The 20,712-nt window shown below is 55.6% G+C and carries 20 protein-coding genes and 2 tRNA genes; 7 read left to right on the top strand and 15 right to left on the bottom strand.

Annotated elements, in window-relative coordinates; all coding sequences use genetic code 11:
• Positions 1-114: 114 nt before the first annotated feature.
• Positions 115-186: transfer RNA gene (locus tag FC18_RS09205), tRNA-Glu, on the bottom strand.
• Between the two features lie 138 nt (positions 187-324).
• Here FC18_RS09205 and FC18_RS09200 point away from each other — a divergent pair.
• Positions 325-762: a GNAT family N-acetyltransferase gene (locus FC18_RS09200; RefSeq protein ID WP_420806094.1), complete on the top strand. Its 438-nt coding sequence runs from the start codon at positions 325-327 to the stop codon at positions 760-762.
• A gap of 70 nt (positions 763-832) precedes the next feature.
• Positions 833-1,294 (top strand): hypothetical protein, encoded by a 462-nt coding sequence (locus FC18_RS09195; RefSeq protein WP_054677425.1) that lies wholly within the window; start codon positions 833-835, stop codon positions 1,292-1,294.
• A 58-nt stretch (positions 1,295-1,352) separates the two neighbouring features.
• On the opposite strand, the gene FC18_RS09190 is transcribed toward FC18_RS09195, so the two are convergent.
• Positions 1,353-1,874, bottom strand: coding sequence for a hypothetical protein (locus FC18_RS09190; protein ID WP_054677423.1), 522 nt, complete (start codon positions 1,872-1,874; stop codon positions 1,353-1,355).
• A gap of 170 nt (positions 1,875-2,044) precedes the next feature.
• On the opposite strand from FC18_RS09190, the gene FC18_RS09185 reads away from it, so the two are divergent.
• Positions 2,045-2,115, top strand: a tRNA-Gln gene (locus FC18_RS09185).
• Between the two features lie 91 nt (positions 2,116-2,206).
• Here the strand turns inward: FC18_RS09185 and ntdP are convergent.
• Positions 2,207-2,743 carry a nucleoside tri-diphosphate phosphatase gene (ntdP, locus tag FC18_RS09180; RefSeq protein ID WP_056976134.1) on the bottom strand — a complete coding sequence of 179 codons (537 nt, stop codon included), beginning with the start codon at positions 2,741-2,743 and terminating at the stop codon, positions 2,207-2,209.
• Positions 2,744-2,844: 101 nt separating this feature from the next.
• Positions 2,845-3,639: a recombination regulator RecX gene (gene recX / locus FC18_RS09175; protein WP_054677422.1), complete on the bottom strand. Its 795-nt coding sequence runs from the start codon at positions 3,637-3,639 to the stop codon at positions 2,845-2,847.
• A 227-nt stretch (positions 3,640-3,866) separates the two neighbouring features.
• On the opposite strand from recX, the gene FC18_RS09170 reads away from it, so the two are divergent.
• Positions 3,867-5,543: a helix-turn-helix domain-containing protein gene (locus tag FC18_RS09170; protein WP_056976128.1), complete on the top strand. Its 1,677-nt coding sequence runs from the start codon at positions 3,867-3,869 to the stop codon at positions 5,541-5,543.
• Between the two features lie 45 nt (positions 5,544-5,588).
• On the opposite strand, the gene FC18_RS12120 is transcribed toward FC18_RS09170, so the two are convergent.
• Together FC18_RS12120 and FC18_RS09165 are read right to left on the bottom strand one after the other, a co-directional pair.
• Entirely contained in the window at positions 5,589-5,729 is a 141-nt protein-coding gene (locus FC18_RS12120) for a hypothetical protein (RefSeq protein WP_156300813.1), read from the bottom strand.
• Positions 5,729-6,106 carry a hypothetical protein gene (locus tag FC18_RS09165; RefSeq protein ID WP_054677417.1) on the bottom strand — a complete coding sequence of 126 codons (378 nt, stop codon included), beginning with the start codon at positions 6,104-6,106 and terminating at the stop codon, positions 5,729-5,731. The genes FC18_RS12120 and FC18_RS09165 overlap by 1 nt, the downstream gene beginning before the upstream one ends.
• Positions 6,107-6,335: 229 nt before the next feature.
• On the opposite strand from FC18_RS09165, the gene rlmD reads away from it, so the two are divergent.
• The gene (rlmD, locus tag FC18_RS09160; RefSeq protein ID WP_054677438.1) at positions 6,336-7,706 is read left to right on the top strand and encodes a 23S rRNA (uracil(1939)-C(5))-methyltransferase RlmD; all 1,371 of its coding nucleotides are present in this window, start codon (positions 6,336-6,338) and stop codon (positions 7,704-7,706) included.
• Positions 7,707-7,732: 26 nt separating this feature from the next.
• Positions 7,733-8,212 carry a nucleoside 2-deoxyribosyltransferase gene (locus FC18_RS09155; RefSeq protein WP_056976126.1) on the top strand — a complete coding sequence of 160 codons (480 nt, stop codon included), beginning with the start codon at positions 7,733-7,735 and terminating at the stop codon, positions 8,210-8,212.
• A 71-nt stretch (positions 8,213-8,283) separates the two neighbouring features.
• Here the strand turns inward: FC18_RS09155 and FC18_RS09150 are convergent, their stop codons facing one another.
• From FC18_RS09150 to FC18_RS09115, 8 genes are all read right to left on the bottom strand, one after another.
• Complete coding sequence (locus tag FC18_RS09150) at positions 8,284-10,257, bottom strand: glucose PTS transporter subunit IIA (RefSeq protein ID WP_082620496.1); 1,974 nt, start codon at positions 10,255-10,257, stop codon at positions 8,284-8,286.
• 81 nt (positions 10,258-10,338) lie between these two features.
• A complete protein-coding gene (gene murQ, locus FC18_RS09145) occupies positions 10,339-11,241 on the bottom strand; it encodes an N-acetylmuramic acid 6-phosphate etherase (RefSeq protein WP_054677414.1) in 903 nt (300 codons plus the stop codon).
• 24 nt (positions 11,242-11,265) lie between these two features.
• Positions 11,266-12,321, bottom strand: a complete 1,056-nt coding sequence (locus FC18_RS09140; protein ID WP_054677412.1) for a MupG family TIM beta-alpha barrel fold protein — start codon at positions 12,319-12,321, stop codon at positions 11,266-11,268.
• A 374-nt stretch (positions 12,322-12,695) separates the two neighbouring features.
• Complete coding sequence (locus FC18_RS09135) at positions 12,696-13,568, bottom strand: MurR/RpiR family transcriptional regulator (protein ID WP_054677411.1); 873 nt, start codon at positions 13,566-13,568, stop codon at positions 12,696-12,698.
• 93 nt (positions 13,569-13,661) lie between these two features.
• Positions 13,662-15,434, bottom strand: a complete 1,773-nt coding sequence (gene spxB, locus FC18_RS09130; protein WP_056976124.1) for a pyruvate oxidase — start codon at positions 15,432-15,434, stop codon at positions 13,662-13,664.
• Positions 15,435-15,600: 166 nt separating this feature from the next.
• A complete protein-coding gene (locus tag FC18_RS09125; protein ID WP_054677408.1) occupies positions 15,601-16,767 on the bottom strand; it encodes a hydroxymethylglutaryl-CoA synthase in 1,167 nt (388 codons plus the stop codon).
• On the bottom strand, positions 16,751-18,034 hold the full coding sequence (locus FC18_RS09120) for a hydroxymethylglutaryl-CoA reductase, degradative (RefSeq protein WP_056976122.1): 1,284 nt from the start codon (positions 18,032-18,034) through the stop codon (positions 16,751-16,753). Before FC18_RS09120 ends, FC18_RS09125 begins: the two co-directional genes overlap by 17 nt.
• A 105-nt stretch (positions 18,035-18,139) precedes the next feature.
• Positions 18,140-19,321, bottom strand: a complete 1,182-nt coding sequence (locus tag FC18_RS09115) for a thiolase family protein (RefSeq protein ID WP_056976132.1) — start codon at positions 19,319-19,321, stop codon at positions 18,140-18,142.
• A gap of 317 nt (positions 19,322-19,638) precedes the next feature.
• Here FC18_RS09115 and FC18_RS09110 point away from each other — a divergent pair, with 317 nt between their 5' ends.
• Positions 19,639-19,941, top strand: a complete 303-nt coding sequence (locus FC18_RS09110) for a hypothetical protein (protein WP_054677406.1) — start codon at positions 19,639-19,641, stop codon at positions 19,939-19,941.
• A gap of 31 nt (positions 19,942-19,972) precedes the next feature.
• Here the strand turns inward: FC18_RS09110 and FC18_RS09105 are convergent, their stop codons facing one another.
• Complete coding sequence (locus FC18_RS09105; protein WP_156300818.1) at positions 19,973-20,536, bottom strand: restriction endonuclease; 564 nt, start codon at positions 20,534-20,536, stop codon at positions 19,973-19,975.
• Between the last annotated feature and the right edge of the window lie 176 nt (positions 20,537-20,712).

The raw sequence follows: 20,712 nt of genomic DNA, 5'->3' as shown, positions 1-20,712 counted from the left end.
AATTAAGGTCCAAGTGCTTTCAAAAAGTTCTATCAACTCTACTTGACGAAGAGCCACAAAAAAAGCTCCAAACGCCGCAACAGCAGCATTTGAAGCTTTAACTCGGTGCAATTATCACCCGTACGGGAGTCGAACCCGTGATTCCTGGATGAGAACCAGACGTCTTAACCACTTGACCAACGGGCAATGTTATCAAGTACTCTTAATATACTACGGTAATTTCAGCAAATGTCAACAGGTAATCACCCATTTACGCCACATTTTGCCGCTCATTTTGCGGTATAATGGTACCAATTTATTTGTTGTAATTAAGGAGAGCTACATATGCTGACAATCAAAACCACTACCGAAATGGACTCACCCGTGCACCAGGACAGTGTTGCCATTCGCACTGCCGTCTTCGTCCAGGAGCAAAATGTCCCGGCTGCACTCGAAGTTGATGCCGACGAGCGTAAATGCACCTACCTGGTCGGCTACGATGACGCGAACCAGCCCGTGGCCACCCTGCGCCTGAACCCTGAAGATTACGGCTTCCACGTGCAGCGCGTGGCCGTTGCCAAATCTGCCCGGGGGACTGGTTGTGGCCGGGAAATCATGCAGGCCGCCATCGATTACGCAAAGGCGCACGGAATCCACAAGCTGATGCTCGGCGCCCAGGTACACGCAACCGGCTTCTACGCCACCCTCGGCTTTAGTTTCACCGCCAAACCCGAATTCGTCGAAGCGGGGATTAAGCACCGCGAAATGGCGATCAATCTGTAAGTTGCGCGCAGAACACGGTATAATGAAGGCAACAAGTATTCATTCGCCGCAAAAATCGAGGAGGACTAGCATGTCACAGAAAAAAGCCTCATTCATCTTCACGCTCATGTTCATCATCCCCTACATCTGCGCGGTCAGTATCATCGGGGTCGCCTACAACGTGCTGGTGGCCCACGCATCCAGTCCGTGGCGGATCCTCGTCGGCACAGTTGTCGGCACCACGATGCTGTACTTCCTGAAGATTCCGCTGGAACGTCCACTGCGAATCCTCGGCAAGTACACGTTCCGCTTCAACCGCCGCGTCATTCGCCTCTTCATGCTCGACGAGGCCAAGAGTTGGAAGAAGTACGCCAACATCCTCATCGACGCCGCGTTCAGCCTGTTTGGCATCCTGGCAGTGGGCTACCTGTCCCGCGGGCAGTCTGGTTATGATTTCATCTCCAGCACGCTGATTGGCTGGATTGTGGTCGTGCTGTTCGCGTCACTGTGCATCTCCAGTTATTTCGAGTTCGACGCACTGGCAATTAAATAATTTTGGGCAAGCAAAAAGCGCGGGTTCCGCAGAACCCGCGCTTTTAATATGGTCCAAATTATTCCACGTCGTCAAACCCGTAATCACGGTCATCGCCAACGTACACGGTGTACTCAACTTCCTTCACGCTGTCGCCGTCAAGGTTGTAGCGTTCCACATAGTATGGCGTTGCGGTCTGCCCGATGTATTCTGGCAGCGGGAACCCAGCTGCGTCCAAGGCCGTGGCGCCCTGCTGAATGGCGATGTTCACGGGGTAGGCATTCATCATCATCGTCATCGGCTTAGCCAAACGCGCAACGGTGTGGGCAGGCAGATCGTAGTGCTGGAGTCCAGCAGGAACCTCGGTACCCGCCGGCACGATACTACCAATCCAGTACAACAGGTTGCCGTATGGGGAGAAGACAATTAGGCTGGTCCGATTGGGGGTCTGCGCTAATTGGTCCAACTGCGCAAATGCGCCGGTTGCGTCAAACTCGTCCCAGGCTTCTTGGTACGAACCGTTCTCAGACGCACTAGCTTCAGAATAAGCCTTGCCGATAAACCGTAATTGATCGCTGTTGAGCAATTCTTTTTGTTCCATGGTTGATTCTCCCATCTGTTCTTATGTAGTCAATGCTACCACTGTTAAAGGGCCAAGCACAATCACCCGGTTAAATCTGCCGGTCCCCACCAGAAATTTGCGCAAACCTATTGACGAATATCCGAATTCTCGGTATAGTAGTAAACGTTGTTGAGAGCGACAAACATTATTGGGTATTAGCGAAGTGGTAACGCAGTGGACTCTGAATCCATAATCCTAGGTTCGATCCCTAGATACCCAATCGGTACACGGTGCAGGCTTGCACCGTGTTTTTTTATGTCCCGCAACTAAAAATAGCGCCCGCCAGCCAGTGGCTGCGGGCGCTATTTGCACTATTCATGGTGGGAAAGTTGCAGGTAACGGTTATACCACAGATCAATGTAGGCCTGGGAAAATGGCCCTTTACCGTGATTAATCCAATCTACCAGCACCCGCACGTTGGCCTTCAAGATGTGGTCCGTCGTCTGTGGGTAGTGCCACTGACGGCTGTGGGCCTCATACTCGTCAACGTCGAGCAGGCGCTTCTCTCCATCTGGGAACACCTTCACGTCCAGATCGTAGTCAATGTACTTCAACGCCTCGGCGTCGATTGTGAACGGCGTCCCGAGGTTGCAGTAGTAGCTGACCCCGCCGTCGCGAATCATCGCGATGACGTTGAACCAGTAGTGTCGGTGAAAATATACAATCGCAGGCTCCCGGGTAATCCACCGCCGCCCGTCACTTTCGGTGACAAGCGTGTGGTCGTTGCACCCGATGAGTGCGTCCTCGCTGGTCTTGAGGACCATTGTGTCCCGCCATGTCCGGTGCAATTTCCCATTATGCTTGTAACTCTGCATGACGATATAATCGCCTTCACGAGGAAGTGGCATAGACATCCAGCTTTCTTTAATGTTTCCTGTCGATTATACCATGCCCAAGTGCAAACGGCGCGCTTTCACCATGACGCACTGTGATATTAATTGATAAATGCTCACTGTTCCGTGATGTCATCCAGGACCCGGTCAATTGCGTCGAGGTCAAAACCTTTGCGGTACAACGTCTGCTTGACCTTCATCCGCCGCTGGAAGCCATCAAAATTGCGTTTTTGGGCCCACAACTTCTCCGCTGCCGCCCGGAGCAAGTCATCTTCGCGCTCTTCGTCCTGTTCGGGCGCCTCCGCCGCAATGGCCGCAGTGGCGACGTCCCGACTGAAGCCCTTGGTCATCATGGTCTGCTGCGCGTGCTGAATCAAAGCGCTGTAAGAGCGGCTGCCCGGGCTGCGCAACACCTTGGTGGCCACCCGGCGGGCAACCTCTAGCTCTTGCGCATCAGTCTGCGTGGCCAGTTCGTCATCAATGAGGTAACTGTCAACACCGCGCTGCGTCAAAAAGCGGCGAATGGCCCCAGGGCCGCGGTCACCGCCGCGCTGGTTCGCAAGGACAAATTCATGTACGTACTCCGCATCGTTCAGGTAATGCAAATCAGTTAGCCGCGTCACCGCCACGGCAATGGCGTCTTCATCGAACTCTTTGCCGTGCAGGTACTCTTGCACTTGGTGAACCGTCCGCGGCGTACTGGCAAGATACGACAGTGCACGGCTAAACGCCCGGGCACCCTCGTCCTCGTGTTGCAACTGAGCGACTTGCTCGTCCGTCAGTTCCATGTCTTTGGTGAGCATGTACTTAATCAGTGTTGATTCGGCAACGGGAAAGGCATACGCGCCATCCAAATCGATGTTGTACCGCCCCGCCCGTTTCTGTGCGGTGATTCGTGTAATTGTCGGCATGGTTTTCCTCCATCCTGTTACGTACAAACGTTTGCTATTCCCATGTTACGGCACGCTGGCGGTCAGGGTCAACACTCAATTTGCCCCACTGCGCAGTGCAGGTGCCGGGCCAATCAATTCTTTAGTGCTCTATTACACACTTGAAGTGAAAATGTTATATATCCCCACCGCGACAACTCTGGAGCTGTGTTATAATAAGGAATAATTTTTGCTTGGAGGCTATTGCTATGTTTGAAGCGTATTTCTTCGACAAACACGCAGATACCGTGTTCCGCTTGTTCAAATTACTGAAATCGCTTAACGGGGCGCCATTTACCATTAACAAGCTCAGTAAGCAACTCGAAATGTCGTACCAACAAACATACAATGCGTACCAAGACGTCATGGTGGATTTGCGCCAAATCCAAACAGAAAACGCGCATCAGCAGACCCAAGCGGTGCAGACTGGCGTTATGAATTCGGCCCTGGAGGCGGCACCCGACGCTGATCTTGTTGTCACCGAACTGAGCTCCGTCGCACCCGATTATCTGGCGGCGAAAACGGACGCGGCAGCTGAACCCGCAACCGAAATGTCCTTCATCGACGTCGCACAGAACATCCACGTTGATAATTACCGCTTCTACCTACTGAACCACTCCATCACCTTCCGCTTCTTCGACCAGGTCTTCCAAAACGATGGAATTGATGCGGCTGCGTTCTGCCGCGAAAACGGCATCAGCATGTCCACCTTACGCCGCCGGATTGAGCCCTTCCGCAATTTTTTGCAGAACAACCGCATTCAGATTGACCCGGGGACCTGGGAGCTCCACGGCGGGGAACTCGTGATTCGCCACCTCCTCGTTTTTTTCTATGATGAAGGCTACCGCGGCGCTGGCTGGCCGTTTCACTGCATTGACCACGACCAGATTTTGCAGCAATTTAGCGTTATTAACGCACCGGCAAACCAGACCCTGGGCATTGAACACCTCAGTGTCATCACTAAGCGCAACATGTTAACCCTCGGCGTGCAGATGTTGCGGATCAAACAGGGCCATTATTTCGCCATGAACCCCCGGCTGCAACTTCTGCTGCGCAATTTTGGCGATTTGGCCGATCTGGTTTTCACCGAAACTTACCTGCCGGACTGCGACGAGCGGACGCGGCATGCCGAACGAAACTTCTACTATTGTTCCCGCATTGGCCAAATCGTGATGTCGACCGAAGACACCCCGACCAGCCGGCAATTACGCGAATATCTGCACAGCTTTAGCAACCCGGTAGACAGCTTCGTCACCGCGCTCTTCGCCAACCTGACCACCGGGCTCGACCACCCAGAAGAACTCCACCTGCGGGCCGACAAGGTTCTGCTCACCAACCTCTACAAAGTCGCGTTCCTGTACTACATCATGGATGGCACCTTCGTCAAACCCAGCGATTTCGCGGACACCACCGACCTCTTCGCCAGCGCGCACGAGCTCATTGACCAAATCGACACGTTTATCGCCCAGATTCCTAAGGCAGATGAAACCCACCTGTTCAGTCGCTACCAACCCGACCTCGTGAAGTCCATCTTCACCGTCCTCATTCCTGACCTAGCCGACTTCCACACTGCCCCCCGCCTGAACGTGAAGCTGGAAATGGAAGCCCAGAGTTTCATCACCAAGGATATGCTGAACTTCTTGAAGGACAGCAGTGTGATTCGGATTATGAATTCCGACACCCAGGAAGTGCCCGACCTGATTATCACCTCGGTGCCGAACATCACGGGGATGTATGACAACATGAACGGCCACGACTCGGTCGATAGCGGCGTACCCACATTCTACTGGGGCTCCGATAATCACGACCAGGATTTGTACAACCTGCTCAAACAACTAACCATGAAGGCGCACGCCAAAGCCGCCGCGGCCCCGCCCCAATTTTAAGCCTGCTAGCAGAGCACTAAAAAAGACACCAGTCAGGTGTCTTTTTTAGTGCTTATGCCGACTCACCAGCAGGAAGGTGGTTAATGTGACCAAACCCGTTAGCACCGTCCCCAGGAATGCGGCGCTGCGCATCAAGTAACCAGCAATGGCCAGTAAGATTAACGCTGCATAGACCAGCCACAGCATCAGTGCTGTACCTGCGCCTTGTAGGAGAAGTAATACAGCGCGACTTCATAACCAATCAGCCAGACGATGACGACGGGGGTGGTGATTAGCGCGTTATCGAGCAGGCCCATAAAGTACAAGATAATTAATGCCAGCGCCACAACCCCAAACGCAATCGCCTGCAGCTTCTGGTCTGGTTCGATGTCAAACGCAGCATCTGGTGACTGGTACTGCAGTGTGTGCACCGCCGCGAACCGGCCAACCCGGTACTTCACGGTGTCGCCCCGCTTCACGTTCAGCTTGAGTGGCGCACCCGCAACCAGAATGTGTTCCTCATCATTGTGCCAAACCGTGGCGGTGGTCTTCTTTGATGTTGGTTTGAGTAGAGTTATCTTCATTACAAAATCCTTCCCGGCCGCGAACTTGGCCTCAGCGAAATTTACGAATTCGCTTTCTCACTCAACCATTATACCGAATTACGGGGATTTGTGGGATAATATTTTTAACGGTGCAGGCAAAAAGAGCAGTTAAATGGCCAATTATTTGTCCATCCACACAAACGGCCGCGTCAACGCATTGCCTGCCAGCTGCACAAGTGCCCAGCTACTGGGCGCAAAAGGAGAAATTATGGATCAAGAAGTAAAAATCGGTGACCGCTTCCCCCTCACCATTCGGCGCCTCGATATCAATGGGGCCGGCATCGGTTACTACCGGCGCAAAATCACCTTCGTTACTGGCGCCCTGCCCGATGAAGTGGTCGTGGCCGAAGTGACCGCCATTCACGACCGGTACCTCGAGGCCAAGACCCACCGGATTCGGAAGAGTTCCCCTGACCGGGTGCCACCCGTTGACCCCAACTACGGGATTGTCGGCGGCGTCGAGCTGGGTGCACTCAGCTACCCCGCCCAGCTCCGCTTCAAAACCGACGTTATCCGCCAGTCCTTGGCCAAGTACAAGCCGGCAGGATGGCAAAACTACGACGTGCGCGCCACCATCGGCATGGAAAATCCGCTGCACTACCGTAACAAAGCCCAGTTCCCCGTGCGTATGCTTGACGGACACGTGCGCGCCGGCATGTACAAGCCGGGTACCCACGAATTAGTATCCCTTAAGACTTTTGCCACCCAACGCAAGCTGACGATGCACGTCATCAATGGTCTGTGCAAGATTATCGAACGCTTGAACATCCCGGTCTACGACGAAAAGGCTAACTCTGGCATCATCAAGACGCTGGTCGTGCGCGAATCCGCCGCCACTGGCCAGGTGCAGGTCACATTCATCACCAATTCGGCTAAGCTGCCCAAGAAGGCGGAACTGCTGGAAGCCATTGCCACCGAGCTGCCCGCGGTCATCAGCGTCTCCCAAAACGTCAACAAAGGCCGCACCAGTCAGGTTTGGGGCGCTGAAACCACGCTGCTCGCCGGTAGTGCCTACATCACCGAAGTCATCAATGGGGTCAGCTACAACCTGTCCCCGCAGGCATTCTTGCAGCTTAACCCTGAGCAAACCGCCGTGCTGTATGCACAGGCGTTAGAAGCTTTGAATCTGCGCAAGGGTGACAAGCTGGTCGACGCTTACTGTGGGGTCGGCACCTTGGGGCTGGCGCTGGCTAAAAAGGCTGGTTCCGTCCGCGGGATGGATACCATCCCCGCCGCCATCGAGGACGCCAAGGAAAACGCGGCGCAAAACGGCTTCACCAACACCGAGTACACAGTCGGCAAGGCCGAACTGGTGCTGCCCAAGTGGGTTAGCGAGGGCTACAAGCCGGACGCGGTCATCGTTGACCCGCCGCGCACGGGGCTTGAAGGGGACTTCATCCCCGCACTGCTCAAGGCCCGCCCTAAGCGCTTCGTCTACGTCAGTTGTAACCCCTCCACGCTCGCCCGCGACCTGGTGCGCCTCAGCAAGGTCTACAATGTCGATTACATTCAGTCCGTCGACATGTTCCCCGAAACCGCGCGCGTTGAAGCAGTCGTCAAGCTTAGTTTGCGTAAGTAGCCAGGATATTTGAAAGGAAGACGCACATGAAAATTTACTTTGCCAACGGCCTTTTCAGTCAGGCCGATTTCGAATTCAACGCCCGCATCGTTGCCGCATTGCGCGACCAGATTCCGGCCATCAATATCTACTTGCCCCAGGAAAATGCCGCAATCAACGATAAGCAGGCCTACGCCGACTCCAAGATGATTGCCCAGGCCGACACTGATGAGCTCACATCCAGCCAGCTGGTGATTGCCGTTCTCGACGGCATCACGATTGACGCCGGGGTCGCGAGTGAAATCGGGGTGGCCTACGCCAAGGGCATCCCCGTCATCGGTCTCTACACTGATTCGCGGCAGCAGGGTGCTACCAACAACAAGAAGCTGGCTGCACTGCAAACCATCGCCGAAAACCAGTTCCACTACCTAAACCTGTACACAACCGGTCTGATCAAGTTGAACGGGACCATCGTGAACACCACGGATGCGCTCATCAACGCGGTCAAAGCCCAGCTGGCCAAGTAAGCACTCCGGAAACCCAAAAATCGTCCCAACTCAGTGTTTGAGTTGGGGCGATTTTTTAGTGTACAACAAGATTATTTAGTCGTCACCGTTTCGACCTTGGCGCCTTCATCAACCTTGCCGGGCTGCACGCCCGTCATGCTGCTAACGGCATCCATGTTGGTTACCGCGGTGATTACGGTGGCAAGCTTCCCCGCCTGCTTAATGGCGGTCAAATCCATCAGGGCAATTTGCTGACCGGCATGAACCGTCGCGCCCGCTTTAACGTCGACGGTAAATGGTTTCCCGCCAAGTTCAACGGTATCGAGGCCCAGGTGGATCAGCAGTTCCATCCCGTTTGGCGTGGTCATCATGATTGCGTGCTTGGTGTCCGCAACACTGACAATCGTCCCGTCCGCCGGTGCAACCACAGTCCCCATGGATGGGTTGATGGCAAAACCATCACCAACCATCTTCTTACTAAAGACATCATCTTGCACTTCTTCCATTGGCAGCAAATCACCAGTGGCCGTGGCAACTAAGTCAGCCGGGCCAGCAACCTTCTGCACTGGAGCTGCATCAGCAGGTGCGCTGGTAGCAGTAGCAACTGCGGCAACTGGTTCACTCGTCGTCGCTGCATCTTCGTCAACCAAAGCAGTCTTTGGGACCCCGAAGAAGTAGGTTGCAACAAACCCACCAGCGTATGCAGCAAGCAGACCAAGCACATAACCGAACCAGCGGCCGTTAGCAATCAGCGGAATCAGCGCTACCCCAGAAGGGCCAATGGCGATGGCACCGATGTTACCGAGACCACCGATAACCGCACCACCAATCCCACCACCGATACATGCAGTGATGAATGGCCGGCCAAGGGGCAGTGTCACCCCGTAAATCAAAGGTTCACCAACACCAAGAATCCCAACTGGCAACGCCCCTTTAATCAGACCCGTCAGTTTCTTATTCTTGTGGCACCGAATCCACAGAGCGATTGCGGCCCCAACCTGACCGGCACCAGCCATGGCCAGAATTGGCAGCAATGGCGTGAAGCCCAGCTTGTTAATCATTTCCACGTGGATTGGCGTTAATACTTGGTGCAGCCCAAACATAACCATTGGCAGGAAGAACAGCCCGAGTACGAACCCGGAGAAGGCCCCACCAACGTTCAGAACCCACTGAATCGCACCGACCAGAGAACTTGAAATCACCCCGGCAACTGGCATTACCAGGAAGATCGTGAACGCACCGACAATCAGTAAGGTGAGCATTGGGGTGAAGATAATGTCGACAGCGTCGGGAATCCACTTGTGCAATTTGTGCTCAACCATGGATGCAATCCAAACGGCGAAGATTACCCCGATAATCCCCCCTTGACCAGCAGATAGCGGCTGGCCGTTGAAGATGTTCGTGATGGTCACAGGCGCGACCACCCCGGGGAGCAGCGTCATCGCCCCGATGGCCCCACCAATCCCCGGTGTGCTCTTGAATTCGGTGGCGGAGTTAATCCCGACGTAGATGGCCAGGTAGGAGAACAGCCCCCCGTTGATAACCTTGAGCACGGTGATGATGTCCGTCCAGTTCTTGCCAATCGTCCCGGCAACCATCAAGTTGGACAGGATTGCGGCAATCCCGGAAACAAGCCCCGCCCCAACGAAGACTGGAATCAGCGGAATGAAGATGCCACTGATTGACTTGAGGACTTTGCGCCACCAGGTCTGCTTCAACTTCGCCTTCTGCTCCGCGTGCACTTGCGCCGCCTTCGCTTCAACGGCTTCCTTGTTGCTTTCGTGACCGCCTGGGAAAGTTTCGCCTAGTTCCACGCCGACACTATCAACCATGGCCTGGGCCACCTTGTTGACCGCGCCGGGGCCAATCACAACTTGGAGCGTGTCCTCTTCGACCACGCCCAGGACCCCGGGCACCTTCTTCAGGCCCGCGATGTCCACTTTGTCGTAGTCGCGAATGGTCATCCGCACGCGCGTCATACAATGAATCAACTTCTCAACGTTGCCTGGGCCGCCAACATGATCGAAAATGCCCTGGCCAATAACACTGTATTTATCTTCAGCCATATTCTTCTCCTGTTCTTCCCGCTACACCAATCGGCACGGGAGGCAATCTGTTACCACAGCAACCGGCAGCGGCGGTTTTAATTAACCACGCACTGCCTGGCGAACAAAACCCTTGCCTTTTTGCAGGCGGGCAGCCGCTTCATCCTTGGGCAAATCCGTCAACACCATGACGATGGCTAACTTGACGTCTTCATCAGCATCCGCAAAGGCTTTGGCGGCGGTCTGCTGGTCACAATCGGTCGCCTGTTGAATGATGCGTTTGCTCCGTTCGACTAGCTTCTCGTTCGTCGGCTTGACGTCCACCATGAGGTTCTTGTAGACCTTGCCAATCCCAATCATCGCCCCCGTTGACAGCATGTTCAGCACCAGCTTTTGGGCCGTCCCCGACTTTAGCCGCGTGGAGCCGGTCAAAACTTCGGGCCCCACAGGCACCTCAATGGCAATCTGGGCGTGCCGACTGATGACCGCATCCGCGTTGGCTGCCAAGCTGATGGTTTGCGCCCCCACTTTTTGGGCATAATCAAGTCCGCCAACCACATACGGCGTCCGGCCGCTCGCGGCAATGCCGACCACGACGTCTTCGGCCGTTAGTTTAGCCTTACGCAAATCTGCTGCACCTAGTTCAGCCGAGTCCTCGGCGCCCTCAACAGCCACCAGCATGGCATCGTCCCCGCCAGCAATGAAGCCCTGCACCATTTCCGGTGCGGTCCCGAAAGTAGGCACGCATTCAGCGGCGTCCAGCACGCCCAGCCGGCCACTAGTGCCGGCACCGATGTAAAACAACCGGCCGCCCTGGTTAAAGGAATCAATAATTGCGTTAATGGCTGCTTCGATTGCGGGCAAGGCGTGACTGACACTGACAGCGACGGTCTGATCTTCGGCGTTCATGACGCGGACGAAATCGTGCACGCCCATGGTGTCTAAATCCATTGTCTTTTGATTCCGGGTCTCAGTGGTGAGGCCCCCTAAATTCAATTCGCTCATCGCTTATCCTCTTACTTTCTAGTTCTAATCATGTTCGGGTGCCGGCACGAATGTCACGGCCTGACACGCACCAATGTATGGGAGCAGCTCCCGACTCTTAGCCGTCAGCCGCCCAACCACGTTCACCCGCGCATCAGCTGGCAAGTTCACCTTGGTCACCTGAATTTCGCCGGCGTAGCGTCCGTATTCCGTATTGTCTACGGTGATAGTGCCAGCTTGGCGGGCAAATGCGGGCTCCGCGGCTGTGGCCAGCACTTGCTTGGCCCGGGACTCCTCCAGCCGCACAACATCGCGCGCCACATCCGGGCGGTTATGCCAAACCTGGCGCAGCGCTTCCGGCATGCTGCCTGCAACCTCCAGCGTCAGGATACCATCGTGAAGGTAGGCACCAAACTCATTAATGGTAGTTGCAGACACAGTGTTATCACCGATGTAAATGCGGTCGGTTGCTAACTGGGTCAAATCTAGGGCCGCCGCGAGTGGCTGCATCTGCCGGTGCTTCTCCAGTGTCGGCAGGCCTGCTTTTAGCGGTAGGCGCAACTGGCCATCGCCGGGGACAAAGCCCATGGTCGTGATGCCCTGCTTGTGCAGCCACTGATTTTTGGCCAGATACCAGCTTGTCTCCAGCCCGGTTTCCGGCCGGGGGTAGTAATTGTGCCAGGCCTCAACATTAGCGCGGTTGGCCCCCGCTACTTGCAGCGCAGTTAGGTCATCGGCGCTCAGCGTACTAGCGTTGAGCGCAACCGGCAACACCCGCGACATCTGCGCGATTTCGGCATTGGTAAACCCGTAGTCAAGCCGCAAGCACGAAACACCGAGCTTGCGCAGTGCAGCCGGATCTGTAAAATCGACCCCCATCCGCGCTAATCCAGTTCGCGACACATCTGCAGTGAGGGTTAATTCGGCTTTAGCACATGCAGCTTGCAGTGCGGCCAGCCGGTCAGCAAGCACGTTTGCGTCGTCTTCCGGAATATGCAGTGAGGTGAACACGCCGCCGAATCCGGCTCGCTTCATCGAATCGATATATACCAATGTATCATTATCTAACGCTTGATTGAGATAAACTGAAAAGCCAAACATGCAATTTCCCCTTTCACAATTGGATTTTACACGCATAGTCGAAGATGTCCATCCTGAATTTGTGGCAGCGTAGGAACAGCTATACCAATTTCAGATTCATTTAAGCACTTTTCCGTCCGTGCACCGCGTGAGCTTAGTCATCTGTGCACAGTTGGCCACGGCTTTAACCAAATTGGACGTTTTTTAAATCCAGATTTGTAAGCCTTTTCAACTATGCACATAGCATACCATTCACGAAATAGGATTTCAACCATTTTGTATTTATCAAGTTATGCAGTTTCATCTACAACAAATTGCAACAGTGCCCGACAAAAAAATCCCGCTCCGAAGTTCGTGACCAACTTCGGAGCGGGATCAAAGAATGTGGGTATCAGCTACTTAAAACCGTTCTTCAGCGAGCGCTTATACTCAGCAACGGCTTCCCGCGAAACGTTCACTGACCGGGCAGATTCGTCGTAGTAGCGACTAACGAAATAATAATAGACGATGTCAATCAGCATGAATTGCGCGTGCAGGGATTGGGTGGCGGCAAAGCGGTGCTGGCCTTCCCGGGGCTGCGAGGTTTGCAACGTGTAATCCGCGTACTTCACCAGCGAATTCTGGCCAATCCGCGTCGTCGCAATCACGCGCAAGCCGGCCTTTTGGGCTAATTTGGCCGCCAGCACTGCTTCTGGTGATTCACCAGAATTGGAAACCAGCCAAACAACCGCATCTTTAGGATCAGTAGCCATCGCAGGGGGCAAAAAGACGTTCAAATCATCACTCACCGTGCAGGCATAACCCAGGCGTGACCATTTTTGCGCAATGTTCTGGGCCACCAGGTACGACGCCCCGACGCCAAATAACAGCAATTGCCGCGCCCCGTGCAGAAGCGGCAAGATTGCGGCCAAATCCCCTTCGTGCACTTGATCCACCGTCTCGCGCAGTGACCGCTCTGCATTCGCGAGCAGCTTGGTTTTCAGCGAGTGCAGCTCCTCATTCGGCCGGATTGCGTCATCTACGTTATCGGCATCCGCACCGTTGCTAATGTCAGTTGCCAGCTGCAACTTGAGCTCGTTATAACCCGGGAAGTTGAGCCGCCGCACCACGCGACTGACCGTGGCGGCACTCGTATCCGCGGCTGCGGCTAGCTCCTGGACGTTCATCGTTAGTACGACTTCCGGATTCTCAACAATGTACTCTGCCACTCGCCGTTCAGCAACTGCCAGGTCGTTTGCGGCCCCCAAAAAGTTTCCCTTTACAGACACGAAACCGCCTCCTTTTTCTCTAAAAATAGGATACCACACAAAAACGCGGCGGGAACCAAAATGTGTTCCCGCCGCGGCGTAACAATTAAGATATTAGTCACCTAAATGCTCTTCCGGCTCAACTCCGGCTTCAGCGCGCCGCAGTAGTTCACTGAGGGGCACGAGCCCGCCAGCCTGGTACTGCTTCACGAAGGCGTCAACCTCTTCCTGCGTGTTCACCTCGGGGTCGAGCACCAGCTGCTCTACTGGCAACGGCCGGGTATTGGCGATATGCACATTGATCACCACTGGCCCGGTGCGGTGCTGAGCCGCAGCGAAAGCCGTCTTCAACTCCTTCAGATTGTGCACCTCATAGCCCGCGGCCCCCAGCGCGGCACTCGCATCAGCGTAGCGCATCCCCGGCAGCAGGTCGACCCCACTGTGCGGCTGGCGCGTATCATCCTGCTCGGCCTCAATGAAGCCCAGACTATCGTTGCTCAAGATAACGTTGATGATTGGCAGCTTGTACTTCACCTGGGTGATGATGTCCTGCATGACCATGGCAAACCCACCGTCCCCAGAGATGGACCACACTTGCCGGTCCGGGAATTCCACTTGGGCCCCAATGGCCGCCGGCAGCGCGTACCCCATCGTCGCGTACCAGCCCGAGGTCGTGAACCGTTGCTGCTTGCTCGTGTCGAGGAACCGCATGCCATCAATCGTTACGTTACCGACATCCACTTGGAAAATCGCGTCGTCGGTCGCCATGGCGTTAATCTGCTTGAAAATTGGTTCAACGCGCATTGGTTCCGCTGCCGATTCGCCAAAGCTGCGGATCCACGCCGCCCAGTTGGCCTTGTTTGCCAGCGCGGCATTGTACCAACTCGTCGGCTTCTTGGCCTGCGACCGCGCCAACATGCTGGCAACAACCTGTTTGGCATCGCCCAAGATGGCCACGTCGACCGTGTGGCGGCGGCCAAACTTGCTGGCATCAATGTCGACTTGGATGTACTTGGCATCTGGATTAATGAAGTACGGCTGGAACGGGAAGTCGGACCCCAAAAACAGGACCGCATCCGCCGCCCGTGCGGTTTCGACCCCTGGTTTAGTTGCCACCCGGCCCGCACTGCCCATGTTGGCCTTGTAGTCGTCAGGAATCACGTCCTTGCCGAGTGCCGTCACGACAATTGGAATGCTGAGTTTGGCCGACAGCGTCAGCACATCATCCGCAGCGTCCTTGGCCCCCTGTCCCACGTACATCACCGGCCGTTTTGCAGCACCTAAAATTGCCAGTGCCTGGTCGATGCGACCGACATCCGGAACCGGCAACAACGGCCGCTGATACAACTTCGCTGAGGAAACGTAATCGTCATCAATCGCGACCCACCCGAGGTCGGTCGGAATGGTCACCACCGCCACGCCGCTGTGCTTGTACGCCTGGCGAATTGCCTCGTCCACCACGTGGGGCATTTGCTGCGCGGTCATCACCGTGCGGTTGTACACCGCAACGTCGGCGAACATTGGGTTTTCATTCATCTCTTGGAAGTAATCCGTGTTCATCGCACTGGTGGCTACCTGCCCAACTAGCGCCAGCACCGGCACGTGGTCGTGCTTGGCATCATACAGCCCGTTGAGCAAATGCACCGCCCCCGGACCGGCAGAGCCGAATGTCGCGCCAATCTTGCCGGTAATCTTCGCTTCCCCCGCCGCCGCGAGCGCACCGACTTCTTCGTGGCGCACCTGAATGTAGCGCATCGTGTTGCGCCTGTTATGCAACGCGTTCATCGTCGAGTCAAACGACCCACCAGGAATCCCGTAAATTTGGTGAATGCCCCAATCTTCGAGCACCTTAATCATCGCGTCCGCCGCATTTATCTGCTTAACCATAGAAATTTCCTCCAATCCATTTTGATATTTACTTATTTTTAGTAACAGTCTTCTACCGTTATTGTAACCGGTTGCACAGGGCTGCGTCAACTAAAATAGCACCAGACCCAAAATTTCTGGGTCTGGTGCTATTCTGCACAGCTAATTCAAAATGTTCGGTGTTATTTTAGAGACGGACGTACTGGCGTTCCTGATCCTTAACGCCGGCCAAACGGAACTTGCCGGTCGTGAGGGCCGCATCCGTGACCACGTCGTCGGGCGCATACGGCAGCTTGCTGTTAAACATTGCCTCGTAATCCGCAACGCTAAGCTTAACCCGCTGATCCAGGTACGCCTTGTGGGCGGCACCATTCAGGTAATCCCGGTAGTCAGCCTGCAAGTATCCGCTGTAGAACTCGCCCACCGCACCGGAACCATAGGAGAACATACCAATGCGGTCACCGGCAGTGAGCGTGGCCGCATTTTCCAACAAACTCAGCAGTGCCAGGTACAGGGAACCGGTGTAGATGTTCCCGATGCGCCGGCTGTAGTTGGTCGACAGTGCGTAGTTCGCGTTCAGGCGGTCCTGGTCAGCGGCATCAGCGTCCGGTAAGACGGTCTTCAGCGCCTTCATCCCCATCTTGGTGTACGGCAAGTGGCAGTTGATGGCGGCAAAGTCCTTGAGGTCCAGACCGGTGTTGCGCTTGTATTCCGCCCACGCCTGCTGGAAGAATTCGATGTATTTTTCGGTCGAGTACTTGCCCTTTGCGAGTGCCAGGTCGGTGTATACGGGCCGCCAGAAGTCCATGATGTCCGCACTCAAAAAGGCGGAATCATCTTCAACCGTCATGATGTGCGGGTTCGCGCTAATCAGCATCGCCACGGCACCTGCGCCCTGGGTGACCTCACCACCGCTGGCCAAACCGTAGCGCGCAATGTCGGCCGCAATCACGAGTGCCGTCCGGTCCGGATGCGCCGCCACGTAATCACGCGCGGTCATGAGGCCCGCCGTGCCGCCGTAGCAGGCCTGCTTGATTTCGTAGGTGCGCACGTGGCGGGGCAAGTCGAGCAGGCGCTGAATAATCACCGCCCCAGACTTACTGGAATCGATGCCGGTTTCCGTGCCGAGAATGACCAGACCGAGCTGACTCTTATCGATGTCATCGATGAACTCACTGGCAGCGTTGGCCCCCATGGTCACCACGTCTTCGGCTGCAGGCGGCACCGCCTGCTCACTTTGGCCAATGCCGATGATGAACTTGTTCGGATCAACACCGCGCGCCACCGCCAGTTCTGCCAAGTCTACGTAGTAATTCGGGGAGTAGAGCCCCAAACGGTCAATCCCTATCTTCATTGTCATTCTCCTCACTCTGTTTGTCTGCACGCAGCTGCGCCAGTAATTCTTTTGCCCGGCCAATTGTCTTGTCGGTTGTTTGCAGCAAATGCGTTAATGCATCAATCTCTGTCCCCGTGGCGCCCGCCGCAATCGCCAGTGCTCCGGCTTGCAGCGCCATGTGCCCCGACTGAATGCCCGGGCCCACCAGTGCACGCAGGGCGGCCAAATTCTGCACCAGCCCTAACGCCGCGAGCACCGCCTGGGCGTCGGCCACCGTGGCAATCTTGCCTAACCGCATGGCAATCTGCGCCAGGGGTAACGCCGCGGTGGCCCCGCCAACCACGCCTAGTTGCAACGGTACCCGCAACTGCCCATGCAGCATTTTGCCGTCAGTCGTCCACCGGGTCAAGGGTTGGTATGCACCAGATTGCGCTGCATAAGCGTGCACTGCCGTGCTCACGGCGCGGTAATCGTTGCCCAGCGCAATCGTGGCTGCTTCAATTCCATTCATGATGCCCTTGTTATTCGTCGTTGCGCGTTCTTCATCGATGAAGCCAAACGCACTGGCGGCCGCAATGCGCGCAGCAACCACTGATCCAGGAAGCGATTTAGTGGCCACCGCCGCAACTGGAATTGCCACCGTTGCCACAACTGGGTCATCCGTGTAGTTGCTCAGGATGGCCAACAACGCCTCCTGGTGCAGCCACTGCCCCACCATGTGCGCCACAGCTTCGGCAATCGTGTTGACCATGTTCGCGCCCATTGCGGCTTGCGGGTCAATCACCAGCCGAATCTTAACGAACTGCCCGATTGCCTGAACCTGAACCTGCTTCAGCCCGCCGCCCCGGCCGATAATGGAAGGGTGCGCGTACGCCGCCGCGTCCCAGATGTCGTCCTCACGACTGCTGATCAGCGCAACGGCGGCATCCGGGTCCGCCACGTCCGCGAACACGACTTCCCCGGTTACCGTATGTTCCGGCACCGCAACCTGTACCCCGCCACCGGCCAGCGCCATCCGCGCCCCGTTACTGGCAGCAGCCACGACGCTGGGTTCCTCGCCCACCATCGCCACGTTGCGCGTCACCCCGTTGACCATTAGCGTCCGCGCAATTCCGTACGGCAGGGGGAACTGGCCCAGCTGGTTTTCGCCGAGATGGGCGGCAACAGCACTGGGCAACACGTGATTGGCGGCCAGGTAGTCCGCGTCATTTTCGGCTAAGCTCCCCTCGGCCACCAGTTGCTGCAGGCGTTCCTCGCGGGATAGTTGGTAGAATTTTTTTGGCAAAATTTTTCCCCCATAAAAAACGGCCGTAATGATTGCACCATCACGGTCCGTTACTGGTTCCAGGCAAAAACGGGTGGTACCAATTCTTGCCCGCACCAGAAATTGCTAGTCGACCACGTGCAGCTGGAAGCCGACCCCAAGGCCGCCCCCAATACACAAGGCCGCAATCCCGGTCTTCTTGTCACTGTTTTTCAGTTCGTGAATGAGCGTGGTGACAATCCGCGCCCCGGAATCACCGAGTGGGTGCCCGAGCGCAATCGCGCCCCCGTTCACGTTCACCTTCGCGGAATCCAAATCCAGTGCGCGCGTGACCGCCACACTCTGAGCGGCGAAAGCTTCGTTCAGTTCAAACAGGTCGATGTCGGCCTTGTCCTTGCCGGTCTTCTTGAGCAGGCGCTTAACCACGTAGTATGGCGCATAACCCATCACCTGGGGGTCAACGCCGGCTTCGGCATAAGCGTCAAGAACGGCGTCGTACCTAATTCCCATCGCGTCGGCAACATCACGCCGCAACAACAACATGGCACTGGCCCCGTCATTCAAGGCACTGGCGTTGCCGGCCGTCACGGTACCCGCACTGGTAAAGCTGGTGCGCAGCCGCGCTAATTTTTCCAAACTGGTATCGCGCCGCGGACCTTCGTCTTCCTTGACCACCACTGTGCCCTTACGTGTCTTAATGGTCAGGGGCACGATTTCGTCCTCGAACTTGCCGAAATCCTGAGCGGCAATCGCACGGCGGTGAGATTCAAGCGCCCACGCATCCTGCTCTTCGCGGGTCACGTTGTACTGCGCCGCCACGTTCTCAGCGGTGATGCCCATGGCCACACCGGAAAAGGCATCCTGCAGGCCATCCTTGACCAGGCCATCGACTAACTCCCGGTCACCGAACTTCGCGCCCCAGCGTGCACTGGTGTCGTAGTAAGGCACGTTGGTCATGCTTTCGGTGCCCCCAACCAGGACGATGTCTGCATCCCCCATCGCGATGGCAGCTTGGCCTAGGCGAATTGCCTTGAGGCCGGAACCGCAGACCTCATTAATGGTCATCGCGGTGCTGGTCACCGGCATACCGGCGTGCACGGCAATCTGGCGCGCCACGTTTTGGCCTGAACCCGCCTGGTACACGTTCCCGAAGATTGCTTGGTCAACCTTCTCTGGATCAACACCCGTCCGTTCAAATACTGACTTAGCAACGGCGGTGCCCAACTGTACAGCGTTCAAACTAGCCAAAGCGCCACCGAATTTTCCGATTGGGGTACGTACGGCCCCGGCAATTACAACTTCCACAATGACTCCTTCCGCCCGCCAGCGCACCTGCGCCGGCCGACTACCTAATTCAACCTTGATTTACACATTTACCGTTCTGTTTTACACTTGAGAAAATCATTCTGCGCCGCGCGCAAAGTCGCGACGTATAATACCTGGTTACTTTTAATAATAAGCAATCACGACAATGTTGGCAACATAAACGCGGTCAAAACGCATGCACTGGCCCAGCCGCGCCGCAAAAATGCCTATACTCAACTATACTGGAAACGGCAGCGAAATACTGCCGCACTAGGAAAAATCTTAAGAACTTGTCGCCCCGCGCGACGGAAAGGAATACCATGCGTGTAATCGACTTATGGGCACTCACCGCCGACCTCAAAGGCAGCGCGCCCCTGAAAACCAAGGCGGACGCAGAGTTGCTGAACATCACTAACTTCTATGTCGATCAATCCGCCCACACATTAATCCTCCAGGCACGCGCAGTGGGCACGGCCAAAACCCTGGCCAGTTTCTTCCAACTAGCCCAGCAGCCCCAGATTCGTCAGCTAGCCATCCGCGTTCAGCGCGTTGACGTCCCCAACGCACCCGCGCGAATTATCTTCGGCTGCAGCTTCAAAGATCAGGCCGTTGTACTAAAATAACCGCGGCAAGCTGCCCGCGGTTATTTTGCCTCTAACTGGGCAGACGCCGCAGCATTTTGCGAAACTCGTCCCGGTCAATGAGCGTCACGCCTAATTCATCGGCAAGTTCGATGGCCGAGTCCGAGAACGTACTGTTCGTCAGCACGATGGCACCATCAAGTTCGTAGTATTCATGGCCCGCCCAGACTTCCTGAACGGCGCGGTTGCCAACGAAGCCGTTATACCGCTTGCACTGAATGCCGTATTTGACCTTGTCCTTGGTGGCGATGATATCCACACCCTGATCACCGCTTTCCTGCGTCACCGTGATGTGCCGGTACCCGTTACGCTTCAGTAGGTACGCACAAAAACGTTCGAAATCAAAACCATCCATGTCATCGATACGTTCCAGCGATAGGTCCCGGTAACGGAAGTGGCGCTGGAAAATCCAGATTGCCACCCACACGGTGAAGAGCGCAATGACCACAAAGCTGGTCGGGTCCAAGATGCTGTGCCAGTTGGCGGGCACAACATCGCGCCCATACAGCGCGTAAGCCAGAGCAAGAATCATTAATATGAAGAGGAAGCGAAAAAGTCGCCGAATTAATTTATGTATCATGTTTTGTCTCCGCAATCTATCTGTCGCTAAATGCTGTTAGTTCGACTTTACCAAACGTCGGTTCGTATTACCAGGAAAACACCCGAATTTAGCCGAATCTACACAAACTAGGCTGCTTACGGCCGGCCAAATGCCCACGCTCCCCGCTGGTTGCTTGCACGAAGCCGCCGCAT

The sequence above is a fragment of the Lacticaseibacillus sharpeae JCM 1186 = DSM 20505 genome (assembly GCF_001436225.1).
In the GTDB taxonomy this organism is placed as follows: Bacteria; Bacillota; Bacilli; order Lactobacillales; family Lactobacillaceae; genus Lacticaseibacillus; species Lacticaseibacillus sharpeae.
This window is presented reverse-complemented; position numbering and strand designations above follow the sequence as displayed.